Source organism: Microcystis sp. M165S2 (genome assembly GCF_020245885.1).
Taxonomy (GTDB): domain Bacteria; phylum Cyanobacteriota; class Cyanobacteriia; order Cyanobacteriales; family Microcystaceae; genus Microcystis.
The window spans coordinates 1-12,109 of sequence record NZ_JADBTZ010000083.1 but is presented as its reverse complement, the minus strand read 5'-3'; the positions used below and the strand labels follow the sequence as shown (position 1 = coordinate 12,109).

Here is a 12,109-nt window from a genome sequence, read left to right as displayed (position 1 = left end):
GTATTGACTTTGAATTTCAATATGAATCAAAATCCAGACTTCTTCACCCCTGAGTAACCAAACTTTATAGAGTTTGTCAGCGAAACGTTTTTTTGTCTTTGCTGAAGCGGTAATCCGTTTCAGTTCTTTTTCTAGGGATTCAGGAATTTTTGTCCAATCAATTAGTTGGTGAACTTCGGGAAAAAAGAAGCATAAAAACGCTTCAAAATACTCGGTTAATGCTTCTTTCCAGGGTTCATCATAATTGGCAGTTGGTTGTTTCATGGCAAGTCACTACCAATTGGAAAGTTAGGCACTCATCTAAATCTATTATTCCCCATAAATATCATCAATGCTACTTGTCGTCACAAAACTTCCCATTAGAGTAACCTACATCTACATCTTTGTTCTGACATTTATTGGTAAAACTATATAATGCCGTCGGATAGCCGGGGGAGGAACCAGATAAACCAGGGAAGATATCTTTAACTAAAAAGGGAGTTGACATGATTTTTTCCTGAATAAAGGGTGAAAATTTTAAAATCGCCGTTTCCCGCACTTGGGACAGCCCTAGTCGTTACCATGCCAAGAAGCGGCTCAATCATCGCCGTCAGCGTTGGGTTTCATGCTTTAACCCAACCCACGTTCATCTCTGGTATAGATTAGAATCGATTATTAACATTGATTTTTGCTTATGATTTATTATGGTTTCAGTGGGTATTAATGGGGCTTATTATAAACAAACCAATCAATATTATTTATAAAGTTTTTTGAACGGCTCTTCTGGTTTATGTGTGGAAACGAGGTCTATAGAACCTATTTGGTATCTCTCTTGTGACGCTTCACGGGTAAGAATTACAGGTATTTTGGCTAATTCGCTCTAATCCATACTGGGTAATGATTTTGGGAAAGATACCAAATGGACTCTATAGTAGCGGGCAGCGGAATTTCCGCTGCTTTTGCCCCCTTTTAGAGAGATTCTTCGATCACGGAACCATCTTCTTGCACCCAGGCGAGATTTTTAATCATTCGATCGCGGGCATAGGTACGAATTTGTGCCTCGCTGCGACCCCCTAAATCGATCGCCACTCTCAGATTCGGATCACCGGTGCGAAGGGAGCGAGCTTTACTAAAAGTCGCTATCTGGGCGTTATTACCCAAAGGGATAAGCAACCAGTCGAGGGGGGGAGCTTGAGTGGGTAAAGTCTGCCCCGATAATAAACTTTCCTGGAGTTCTTCGATATTCAGGGAAAAACCGATACCCGGAGCCGATTGGCCCTGGGGATGAAAAACACCCAATAATTGGTCATAGCGTCCGCCCTGGCCCAAAATACTGAGATTTTGCTGGTGATAACTAACCGCCTTAAAAACGATGCCCGTGTAGTAATCAAAGGTTTGAATCAGACTTAAATCGAGAATTAGGGGGAAGGGTTCAGAGCGATCGGCATTAAGCAGCTCTACTAGGGATTTAAGGTTATTAACGGCTTTTTGGGCCGATTCTTCCTGGGCTAATACGGCCACTTGTGCGAGGACATCCTCAGGATTACCGCGCAGGTGAAATAATTGTCGGGCTTGCTGCCGGAGGGTTTCGTTGGGATAGGGAAGATTTTCGAGGCTAACGTAGTCGAGGAGGGCTAAACAGCGTTTCACCTGTTCGCGTAAGGGATCCGGAAAGGGAGAAAGTAGCGAACGAGTCAAACCCGCTTCTCCTAAAATAATCTGCCACTTAGGGACGGCCAAACTATCGAAACAGTCGGCTAGGAGCAGTAAAATCTCGGCATCAGCTAGTAAACCGCCGGAAAAGAGCAGTTCTACCCCCGCTTGATAGAATTCCACTTGACGACCGTGATAACTGGCACTAGGGCGACGAAAAACGTTAGCCCGATAACAGAGACGTTGGGGATAGGACTCCCCACTCATGCGGGTGACGGCACTGCGGGCAATGGAAGCGGTTAATTCGGGGCGTAATCCCGATAGTCCTTGGCTATCCCCGTGGAGTTGGATCACGGTGCTGGGATCGATCGCACCGCCCGCGGTGAGGGTATCGAGCCATTCAATGGTGGAGGTGACAATCCTTTGATAGCCCCAACGCTGAAAGACAGACTGAAGGCGATCGTTAATCCAGCCTTTTTGGGTAACTTCTAGGGGTAATAAATCCCTTGTCCCCGCCGGGGGTTGATGAATCATGGGAGTTTGCTAATCAAAATCGGTGGCACTGGTCAGTCCTATTTCACTTTACGACAAGTTGTGACCAGTTTCCTGATGGGTAAAAACCCCTAACAAATCCTCTTAGGGGTTTTTATCTCAAATGTCGGGGTGAAGACAGCAATTCTAAATTTGCCCTGTAGCAAGGCTTTTGGGGGTTAGTTCGCATAATACGGGGTCAAATTCAATGGGATTGCAAATTTCATGTCACGAGTCTTCAGGCTTTTGACGTGATAGTACACCCAAAGTTGCCCCAAAAATCCCCCTTTAAAATGTTCTTTAAATCCCTAAAAGGCTTGCTATGTCTAAAACTGAGAATTGCTGGTTGCTAGTAGAGGCAAGATGTTGCCCAAGAATCTCCGCCCTAAAAGTGCGGAGATTGTCAATCCCCTGACGGTGGCTTCTAGCGGAACATTGCGCGCAGGGAACTGGAGAGTTGATTGGCTGCCCGTGCGGCCACCAATCCCGAAAGGGCGGCGACCACCACTGTGGCAAGGCAGGTTAGCTGGGCTGCCCCCGGGCCACCCACCCCCAGTACCATCGCCATGGCGGTCAGAGGTAGGCGATAGCCGCCAGCAATACCAGCCGCTGCCCCCGCCGCACCCGCCAGATCCCCCGAAATCTCAAAGGTGGTTGCGAACACCCGGCCACTGAGGTCGCCGATCGCCAGAAAAGGGACAAACACGCCGCCACAGCCCCCGGCTAAAACGGCAGCGGTGGTGGCGGCAGCCCGGAGCAGAGCTACCGCTAACAGATGGTAAGGAGTTGTTTCAATGCTTTCGGCCCAGCGGATAGCGTCTCCCCCCGGCCCAAAAGCTGCTGCGGGGGTCGCCACCTGTCCGATCACGATCGCCAGAAACAGCATCACCAGGCCACCGATCAGAAGACGAGTGGCAGGCCTGTCCCGCAAGCCTCTGGCCCAGTAGATCGCCTCACCAGTGAGGGCTGTAATCGTGCCGGCGATCACTCCGATCAACAAAGTGGCACCCACCGCATCCCAGAAGTCAGTCGGGGGAAGCTGCGGCACGACCAGCCGGATCAGTTGCAGCTTAAAGGCAGCGTTGACTCCCCATCCCACCAGTCCCCCGGCTAACATCGCCGCTGCCCGCTCCGGGGTGATCGGAACCTGGCGTCGCTGACTCAACTCAAACATAAAAAAGCTGCCCACCAGAGGGATTCCCATCAGAGCAGAAACACTTGCCGCACCGCCGCCGATGGCCAGCGGCCGCACCAGTTGACGCAGGGCTGGATTTGTGCTGCCTAACCAGGTTCCCGTCGCCACGCCAATATGAGCTGCCGGTGATTCTGTTCCCATGGGCGCACCCAGTCCAACAGTGGAGAGGATGGCCAGGGCGCGCAAGGGGGCTAGATTCCAGGGGAAGCGCTCTTCGGCGCCGGATGCGTTCACCACGTCACCGGTCAGGTCGGCGCGAGCAATGTCATGGGGGAAGGAGTACCAGTCCATGAGAGAACCCCAGCGGCCAGAGGAAGTCGCCCCCCGGGGAGCTAAGGTCTGCACGGGTTGCCCCCTACCCAGTCCAAACAGGACTAGCGCTGCTAAGGTAACGCCCACCAGAGGCAGCAGCAGTAGCCAGACTTTGCCTAGGTCAGAGGCAATCCTGAGGGTTTGCTTAATTGCCTCAGTCAGCAGTACCGCGGCCAGAGAGCCGATCAAACCGCCGAGCAGGCCGCCAACAGCCCATGTGCCTACCCTAGTTAACAGAAGTTGTAGTTTGTTATTTAGCATCGCGCCAAGAAAGGTGAACTTTTATCGTTCCTATAGCAAGTCCATTGGAGTCGTCAAGCAAAACACCCTGAAAGTCTTTACTATATAGTTAGTAAAAGTATAGTCAATTATAAACAGACTGAATTCTATTTGAGAAATTCCCTTCACCTTTACTTCGAGAGATTAATTCTCCTTGGCTGAACTACGCACCTCTCTATCCCATAGCTGAACAGATTTGGGAATCCTTTTCTTAGGATGTTGTAACTTGAAACCACTACTCAACGGATTTAGTATAAGTTAACATTTCAATTAGACGTTTATAAGGAATAACGACAAACTTTTGGGTGTTAGCTTTGCCTATGTTAGCCTTCTGTTTCCAGCCGTCATTTTTGCCAATAACTAAAGCAGATTGAGGGTGTGTTAGTCAAAATTAACACACCATTAATTTTATTTTTAAGTCAGAACCAGCCTCATTATGGGATAGGTGTCTTAATTTCTTGCATAATCATCAACCTAAAAAGATTTAATTGTGTTCAAAGATTCGGTAACGTGAGCTTTAAAATCTAACATAGAATCAAAAATATGTCTGACGATTCCCTCTTGATCAATGATATAGGTAACTCGTCCGGGGAGGAAGAATAAGGTAGAGGGAACACCGAATAATTTCCGGACTCGGTTATCGCTATCACTTAAAAGGGTGAAGGGAAGATTATATTTTTGGGCAAATTGTTGATGAGATTGGGGACTATCGGCACTAATACCAATAACTTCCGCACCCGCATCGGTAAACACTTCGTAACTATCGCGGAAAGCGCAGGATTCTGCGGTACAACCCGGAGTGTCATCTTTGGGATAGAAATAAATTACCAGGGATTTTTTACCGATTAAATCGCTGACATTAACCGTTGTCCCTGTTTGGGAAGGGAGAGAAAAATTGGGAACTCGATCGCCTACTTTTATAGCTGCCATAAGATTAATTAATGAATAGATAATCGTGGATAGGGTGATACTTTATATTCTAACCTTTTTTGGTCTTTTGTTTAGCCCGTTTAGCAGCAGCTTTGGCCGCTTTTTCTGCTTCAATGCGTTTTTGTTCAGCTTTTTGTTTTTCTTCGTCTAGTTTTTCTAGATAATAGTGATAATCTCCTGCGTAGGCAATTAATTCGCCATCCCGAATCTCGACAATTTTGTTAGCTACCTGGGAGATAAAATAACGATCGTGGGAAACAATTAAAACCGTGCCTTCATAAACTTTTAAAGCCGATTCTAACATTTCCTTGGCGGGAATATCGAGGTGATTAGTCGGTTCATCGAGAATTAATAAGTTAGCGGGAGCAAGTAACATTTTGGCTAAGGCAAGACGCGCTTTTTCGCCACCACTCAAAGATTCTACTTTTTTTAATACCGTTTCCCCGCTGAATAAAAATCGCCCTAAAAGACTGCGAACTTCCACATCTTTCCAATCGGGAACTTCATCATGAATGGTATTTAAAACAGTTTTAGTTAGGTCTAAAGCTTCCGCTTGGTTCTGCTCAAAATAACTAGGAATAACGTTATGTTTACCGATTTCGATCGAGCCTTCTGTGGGGGGTTCTAACCCAACAATTAAACGTAAAAGCGTGGATTTTCCTGCACCATTTGGGCCTAAAAAAGCCACTCGATCGCCCCTTTCTATTTCCAGATTTGCTCCGAAAAAGAGAATTTTATCATCGTAAATGTGAACAAGATTTTTAATAGTTACCACTTCCCGACCACTACGCACTGCTGGAGGAAACTGGAATTTTAAGGTACGCACATCGGCGATTGGTGCTTCAATTTTTTCTACCTTTTCTAATTGTTTTTCCCGGCTTTTTGCTTGGGTACTGCGGGTGGCACTGGCACGGAACCGATCCACGAAAGCTTGCTGTTTTTCTAGTTCTTTTTGCTGACGTTCGTAGGCACTTAACTGAGCAGATTGTTGTTCGTATTTTTGCTGTAGGTAGGCAGAATAATTACCTAAATAAGTGGTAGAAACTCCCCTTTCCGTTTCGACAATTTTGGTACAGAGACGATCAAGAAATTCCCGGTCGTGGGAAACTATGACCATGGGAGTAGTTAAATCCTTGAGGAATTTTTCTAACCATTCAATGGTTTCTAAGTCTAAATGGTTAGTCGGTTCATCGAGGAGTAAAATATCGGGAGTTTGCAGGAGAATTTTTCCTAAACTCATCCGCATTTGCCAACCACCACTAAAGGAACTTACCAAGCGATCGCCGTCATCAATAGTAAAGCCCATTTCTGGTAAAATTTTCTCGATGCGCGCTTCTAATCCGTAACCATCTAACGCTTCAAATTGTCTTTGTAAGCGATCCAATTGATGAATTAAGCGATCTAATTCTTCGGGATCAGCTTTTTCCATGCGCTGGGGAATGTCTATTAGTTGATGGTGGACTTGATTCGCTTCTTGAAACACCGTCCAAAATTCCTCCCGTACCGTCCGACGGGGATCCACTTCAAATTCTTGGGTAAGATAGCCGATATGGAGACTGGTAGGACGGATGATCTCCCCAGCGGTGGGTTCCACTTCCCCCATAATAATTTTCAGCTGGGTGGATTTTCCGGCCCCATTGACTCCCACCAAACCGATGCGATCGCCAGTTTTTACTTCCCAAGTGACATCTTTTAACACTTCTCCCGTCGGGTAAATCTTACTAATTCTCTCTAGTCGTAGCATCGCTGATTTTTCTCCAGTCCTAGGCAGTTGAGGCAGTCCGCCTCTATTGTAACATTTAGTTAAGCTTTATCTGGTCTTTGTCAAGTTTTCTCGATTGAGCCACCTGACACTATTTTTTATCTGAAAGAGATAATAATGCTTAATCCCTACCCCATAAAAAAAGAAACAGCTAGTTTAATCACCAGAGATGGAATTAGTTTAGTTGCCGATATTTATCGTCCCGATAGTAGGGAATCTTTTCCCATTTTACTAATGCGACAACCCTACGGAAAAACGATCGCTTCTACGGTGGTTTATGCCCATCCTAGCTGGTATGCACGTCAGGGTTATATTGTGGTAATTCAGGATGTCCGGGGACGGGGAAACTCGACGGGAAATTTTAATTTATTTGCCCATGAAATTAGCGACGGATTAGAAACTATTGAATGGGTTTTAACTATTCCTAATAATACGGGTGTGGTGGGAATGTATGGTTTTTCCTATCAGGGAATGACCCAATTATACGCCGCTACTAATGGTCATGCTGCTTTAAAAACTATTTGCCCAGGGATGATCGCTCACGATTTATATCGAGATTGGGGCTATGAAAATGAAGCATTTAATTTCCAATATAATCTCGCTTGGGCAATACAATTAGCAGCGGAAACAGCTAGATTAAAAGGAGACGAAACTGCCTATCAAAAACTCTGGGTAGCTTCCCGAAATTTACCCCTTTTTGATCCTATTGCTGCCTCTCCCCAAATTCTGCAAGATTTAGCTGCTGATTCTTTTTATCACGATTGGATTACTCGTTATCTTCCCGATGACTATTGGCAAAATTTATCCCCGCAAAACCTTTTAAAAAATATCGATTTACCGATGTTACATATCGGGGGTTGGTTCGATCCTCATCTCCGGGGAACTTTGGGTTTATACCAAGAAATGCAAGCGCGTTCTATCTATCCCCAACAGCTAATTATTGGTGCTTGGACTCATCTACCCTGGGGGAGAAAAGTAGGAGAGATAGATTATGGTCAAGAGGCAATTAGTCCTGTGGATAAAATGCAGCTGCAATGGTTTGATTATTTCTTAAAAGGTCAGGAAACGGAGTTATTAAAAAATCCTCCCCTGTATCTATTTCAAATGGGGTCTAATCAATGGCGATATCTGGAGAAGTTTCCCAGAGAAAATCAGCAAATTTATTATCTTGCTAGTCAAGGTTTAGCCAATCTGCGCGAGGATGAGGGGAAATTAAGCGCGATTTTGTTAGAACCTGCGATCGAGGATACCATCGTTCACGATCCTTGGCGACCGGTCCCATCTTTAGGAGGTCATAGCGCCCTACCGGGGGGAATATTCGACCGCACCATGCTAGACTGTCGCAGTGATGTGATTACCTACACTTCTCCCCCCCTAGAGAAAGATTTAACGATTTTGGGTAGTCCCCGTCTGGATTGTTATTGTCAAGCAGATGCGGTTAGTTTCGATATCTGTGCGGTGGTTTCTCAAGTTACCCCCGATGGTCGAGTTTTTAATATCACTCAGGGTTATAAACGGGTAAATAATCCCGAATCGCCCCTAAATATTGCCATGCAGGCCACTTTTATCACTATTCCTCAAGGTCATAGCTTGCGTTTAAGTCTGAGTGCCTCTTGCTTTCCCGCACATCCCGTCAATGCGGGGACCGGCAGCTATCCCCACCAGAGTCGAGCGATCGATTTTTCTACTATCACAATTAAGGTTTTTTGTCAAGGAAATTTTCCCGCAAAATTGCTATTACCTTTAGTCGGGGAAAGCTAAACCGCTGCGGGGATCGCGAATGTATAAACCTAACACCAGTGAGGAGATAACCGTATCCCAGACGGGGGTGAATTTTTCCGCATCATCGACCCAATAATCCATAGTAATTAAACATTGAACCCCGGAACCAATGCCCACGGCAATGCGCGAATAAGCTGGCCGATTTTCTTGGGGGTCGATGAATTGAATTTGCACCCAAACAATGCGTACGGTTTGGCGTTTTTCTTGGATAACTTCGCCGATTTCGTGAGGATTGCGGCTATCTTCACGAGCTAATTTTTTGACCATTCCTTTCAGGGGTAATTCTTTCCAATCTCCGGGGGGAAGTAGATTATAGGAAACCTCTAAACGACAATCATCATCGGGGGGTTTTCTATCTAAAAAACGAAAGGAATTATCATCGGGTTCAAAATGCCAATCTTGCGGAACTTCAAAGCGAACTGCACCGCGACCAGCTACAAAAATACTGTTACCCGGACTAGATTTCCAGTTATGATCTGGATTTAAATCGAGGGTTTCTTTGATCCATTGCAGATTGTGTTTTTTGGATTTAGCCATAGGTATAATCCTGCGATAAGAATCGGACTATAGCTGTCATTATACAGGCTTTTTCCTGAGAATTAACCAAAGCTTCTGTCTTCACCCTTAAGATAACTGCTGTATAATTTTTAGAAATCCCACAGCACGGGATTATCATCCAAGAAATCAGTTACCTGTTTACCAATATTATCAATTAATTTTAGGTCTTCCGGGGTTAAATTAATTGTCATTGCTTGAGCGTTATTAACTGCTTGAGCGGCATTTCTTACCCCAGCAATTGCATTAGTTTGGGGTTGCTTAATTAACCAAGCAAGAGATAATTGAGCTAGGGAACAATTATAGCGGTCAGCAATCGGTTCTAATTGATTTAAAGCCGCTTGTACCCTCGGAAAGTTTTCGCCATGAAAGAGTTTATTTTTAATTCTATGGTCTTCCGCTGCCAACTGATAACCGGTTCTAAATTTTCCTGTTAATAAACCTTGGGCAAGGGGAGAATAGGCCAGAATAGAAATATTATTCTCTATACAATAGGGCATAATTTCCTTTTCTACCGAGCGCCAAAACAGAGAATAGGGAGGTTGAATACTCTCAATTCTGCCGTATTGACTAGCTTCTTCCAGTTGAGAGCGGGAGAAATTGGAAACCCCTATAGCTCGAATTTTTCCCTGTGCTTTCAGATAATTAAGAGCGGCCATAGTTTCAGAAATAGGCACTATTTCCGTGTTCCATGAGCCACTAGGCCAATGAATTTGATAAAGATCGATATAATCAGTTTGGAGGTTTTTTAAAGAGCGATGGCAAGCTGCGATAACTTGCTCATATTTGAGGTGATTAGCAAAAACTTTTGTGGCATAAATTACCTGTTCTCGCACATCGGCTAAAGCTTGAGCGACAATCAATTCTGAGTGACCTTCCCCGTAGATTTCGGCTGTATCTACAGTGGTAATTCCTGCCTCAAAAGCGGCACGAATTGCTTTAATACTTTCCTCATCTTCAATACCTGCCCACATCTTTTTTCCTGCTTGCCAAGTACCCACGAGAAGGGGAGTAATTTCTATATTAGTCTGACCGAGATAGCGTTTTTGCATAACAGTTTTTTGATGGGTTAAGTATGCTTAGGTTTTCAGTCGGGTTTAGGGCTGAAAATCCCAGCTAAAGAGGACTAAGGTGACAAGGATAAAAACTTTTACTGGTAGGGGTGTAAAGAACAAACTTAACAAGCCACAAAAAAGACCTAATAAGCGGGTACTGAGGCTAATTATTTCGCCTTGAACATTGTAGCTAATCGACAGGGCGATTAGGGCTAGAGTAAGGAGAAAAATCATAGTTTTCTTTCCTGAGTCTATTGAGCAGAAAAGCCGTGACTGCTCACGACTTTTTGCCGTTTCTATATCTATTATTAGCTCGATTACTTAGCTATTGACATCGGGGTAAAGTAAACTTTTTTAACGGAAAAGATTAAAAAATCCGTTGAAGAAACCCGTCAGACCAGTAAAGGGACTTAAAACCGTGCCGAGGGTGTCGGTAGCAGAGGCCAGACCGCTACGATGAACCACCACCACATCATTATTGCGGAGAATCGGGTTAGTTTTCTCGTTGATACCCTGGGAAAAATCGATGTTAATTGAGGTTTTGGTGACGGTCCCGTTAGGATTGAGACGAATTAATTCCACTGTGGACTGATTGGCCCGACGCTTATCAAAGTCTCCTGCGGTTAAAATTGCCTGATTGAGAGGGGTATTGGGAGGAACTTCAATTGTCCCCGGTTTTTTCACCTCCCCGACCACTTTCACGTTAATGGTTTTAGGGGCAAAACTGGCCGATGCTAGGGTTTCCGATTCCTTGGCCGAGATTTCAGTAGCAGTGGGGATAATCACTGTATCCCCTTCTTGAAGAAAGATATCGCCGGTCATATCACCTTTATCGAGCAAACTCCAGAGATCTACGGGGATTTTCTGCTGGGAACCGTCACGAGTATAACGCAGCACTTGTACCTGTCGGATATCAGCGAGAGGTTTGATGCCTCCCGCTTGTTGGATAGCTTGGGTTAGTCGGGCCGGTTTCCTGGTGCCGCCGCGATCTTGGTCATTATTGTTGTTATTGTTATTGTTGGGAGTGGGGACAATGCGATGGGACCCCGGACGATAAACTTCTCCCACCACAGTAACATTAATTTCTCGATCGCTATCTAGTCCAAAATTGGCATCGGCTAATTGATTGACTTCCCCGACGCTAAGGGTTGTTTTGGTGGGAATAACGATGCTATCACCATCTCTGAGGCTAATATCTTGGGTTTTATCGCCTTTTTGGATTAATTGCCAGAGATTGGCTTGAATTAGCTGTTCTTGTCCCTTGAGGTTGCGTCGGATTTGAACTTGACCAATATCGGCCACCGTAGTCACTCCCCCCGCTTGCCGGATTATTTCGGTCAATAGGGGCGTTTTTTGGCTTTGTTCGGGGTTAATTGTGTAAGTACCCGGACGATTAACTTCCCCCGCGATGGCGATTTGCAGAGGCCGGGGGGTGAGAATGCTAACAGTAACCACGGGACGTTTGAGATAGGTGGTGTAACGTTTGGCCAAGGTTTGGCCGGCTTCGGTGACGGTCATTCCCTCCACTTTGACGCTACCAATTAGAGGTAAAGTCAGGGTTCCATCGGCTAAAACGAGGAAATCGCCGCTTAAATCCGCGACTTGGTAAACGGTGACGCGGACTTTATCCCCTTCTCCTAGGGTGTACTCTTTGCTTTCTGCGGGGATAGGAGCAATCGCTTCTTTAGCGGGTGCAGGACTACTCGCAGGAGTGGCTTGGACTGGGCGGGCTTCTAAGGAAGTTAGGGGGGCAATAGTGCCGATAATTAACAGATAACGTAGTGATTTACTGATTAAATCCTGTAATTGGCTGCTATTTAACATGATCAATAGGATTAATTTTATGGTTGACATTGGCGATCAGTGTAACACAAATAGTCGATCGCCTATGGAAACCCCCTGTAATATCGCATCTATCGAGAGTTACCGCTAACTTTGACATACTCCCACCGTCAAGCTACGCTGTGACGGGGGATTCTTGACCCATCGCTGTTAGAAATTCCTTGTTCAACGAGACAGCTTAGATTCTCAATGTCTCCATTAAGAATCCAGAGGCCGGACTCTCCCAAGGCGTTT

Annotated in this window: 9 protein-coding genes and 2 pseudogenes; 1 reads left to right on the top strand and 10 read right to left on the bottom strand. The window is 45.4% G+C overall.

Features of this window, described 5'->3' with window-relative positions; all coding sequences use genetic code 11:
- From IM479_RS04700 to IM479_RS04675, 6 genes and pseudogenes are all read right to left on the bottom strand, one after another.
- Nucleotides 1-264: pseudogene (locus tag IM479_RS04700) on the bottom strand (hypothetical protein); the annotation flags it as partial.
- Nucleotides 265-334: 70 nt separating this feature from the next.
- On the bottom strand, nucleotides 335-487 hold the full coding sequence (locus tag IM479_RS04695) for a hypothetical protein (RefSeq protein WP_287685296.1): 153 nt from the start codon (nucleotides 485-487) through the stop codon (nucleotides 335-337).
- 461 nt (nucleotides 488-948) lie between these two features.
- A complete protein-coding gene (locus IM479_RS04690) occupies nucleotides 949-2,166 on the bottom strand; it encodes an ATP phosphoribosyltransferase regulatory subunit (RefSeq protein WP_287685295.1) in 1,218 nt (405 codons plus the stop codon).
- A gap of 421 nt (nucleotides 2,167-2,587) precedes the next feature.
- Nucleotides 2,588-3,931 carry a chloride channel protein gene (locus IM479_RS04685; RefSeq protein ID WP_287685294.1) on the bottom strand — a complete coding sequence of 448 codons (1,344 nt, stop codon included), beginning with the start codon at nucleotides 3,929-3,931 and terminating at the stop codon, nucleotides 2,588-2,590.
- A 492-nt stretch (nucleotides 3,932-4,423) separates the two neighbouring features.
- Entirely contained in the window at nucleotides 4,424-4,879 is a 456-nt protein-coding gene (locus IM479_RS04680) for a peroxiredoxin (protein WP_287675217.1), read from the bottom strand.
- A gap of 49 nt (nucleotides 4,880-4,928) precedes the next feature.
- A complete protein-coding gene (locus tag IM479_RS04675) occupies nucleotides 4,929-6,623 on the bottom strand; it encodes an ABC-F family ATP-binding cassette domain-containing protein (protein ID WP_287685293.1) in 1,695 nt (564 codons plus the stop codon).
- Nucleotides 6,624-6,758: 135 nt separating this feature from the next.
- Between IM479_RS04675 and IM479_RS04670 the strand changes: the two genes are divergently transcribed.
- On the top strand, nucleotides 6,759-8,402 hold the full coding sequence (locus IM479_RS04670; protein WP_287685292.1) for a CocE/NonD family hydrolase: 1,644 nt from the start codon (nucleotides 6,759-6,761) through the stop codon (nucleotides 8,400-8,402).
- Here IM479_RS04670 and IM479_RS04665 read toward each other — a convergent pair.
- The 4 genes and pseudogenes from IM479_RS04665 to IM479_RS04650 all read right to left on the bottom strand — a co-directional run.
- Entirely contained in the window at nucleotides 8,385-8,960 is a 576-nt protein-coding gene (locus IM479_RS04665) for an Alr1449 family protein (protein WP_147069357.1), read from the bottom strand. The genes IM479_RS04670 and IM479_RS04665 overlap by 18 nt on opposite strands.
- 110 nt (nucleotides 8,961-9,070) lie before the next feature.
- On the bottom strand, nucleotides 9,071-10,030 hold the full coding sequence (locus IM479_RS04660) for an aldo/keto reductase (RefSeq protein WP_287078775.1): 960 nt from the start codon (nucleotides 10,028-10,030) through the stop codon (nucleotides 9,071-9,073).
- Nucleotides 10,031-10,387: 357 nt separating this feature from the next.
- Complete coding sequence (locus IM479_RS04655) at nucleotides 10,388-11,887, bottom strand: SLBB domain-containing protein (RefSeq protein ID WP_287685291.1); 1,500 nt, start codon at nucleotides 11,885-11,887, stop codon at nucleotides 10,388-10,390.
- 98 nt (nucleotides 11,888-11,985) lie between these two features.
- Nucleotides 11,986-12,109: pseudogene (locus IM479_RS04650) on the bottom strand (zinc ribbon domain-containing protein); the annotation flags it as partial.

Excerpts from the sequence above, each read along its gene's own strand:
- IM479_RS04695 (WP_287685296.1), bottom strand. The coding sequence starts at position 487 with ATGTCAACTCCCTTTTTAGTTAAAGATATCTTCCCTGGTTTATCTGGT.
- IM479_RS04690 (WP_287685295.1), bottom strand. The coding sequence starts at position 2,166 with ATGATTCATCAACCCCCGGCGGGGACAAGGGATTTATTACCCCTAGAA.
- IM479_RS04685 (WP_287685294.1), bottom strand. The coding sequence starts at position 3,931 with ATGCTAAATAACAAACTACAACTTCTGTTAACTAGGGTAGGCACATGG.
- IM479_RS04680 (WP_287675217.1), bottom strand. The coding sequence starts at position 4,879 with ATGGCAGCTATAAAAGTAGGCGATCGAGTTCCCAATTTTTCTCTCCCT.
- IM479_RS04675 (WP_287685293.1), bottom strand. The coding sequence starts at position 6,623 with ATGCTACGACTAGAGAGAATTAGTAAGATTTACCCGACGGGAGAAGTG.
- IM479_RS04670 (WP_287685292.1), top strand. The coding sequence starts at position 6,759 with ATGCTTAATCCCTACCCCATAAAAAAAGAAACAGCTAGTTTAATCACC.
- IM479_RS04665 (WP_147069357.1), bottom strand. The coding sequence starts at position 8,960 with ATGGCTAAATCCAAAAAACACAATCTGCAATGGATCAAAGAAACCCTC.
- IM479_RS04660 (WP_287078775.1), bottom strand. The coding sequence starts at position 10,030 with ATGCAAAAACGCTATCTCGGTCAGACTAATATAGAAATTACTCCCCTT.
- IM479_RS04655 (WP_287685291.1), bottom strand. The coding sequence starts at position 11,887 with ATGTCAACCATAAAATTAATCCTATTGATCATGTTAAATAGCAGCCAA.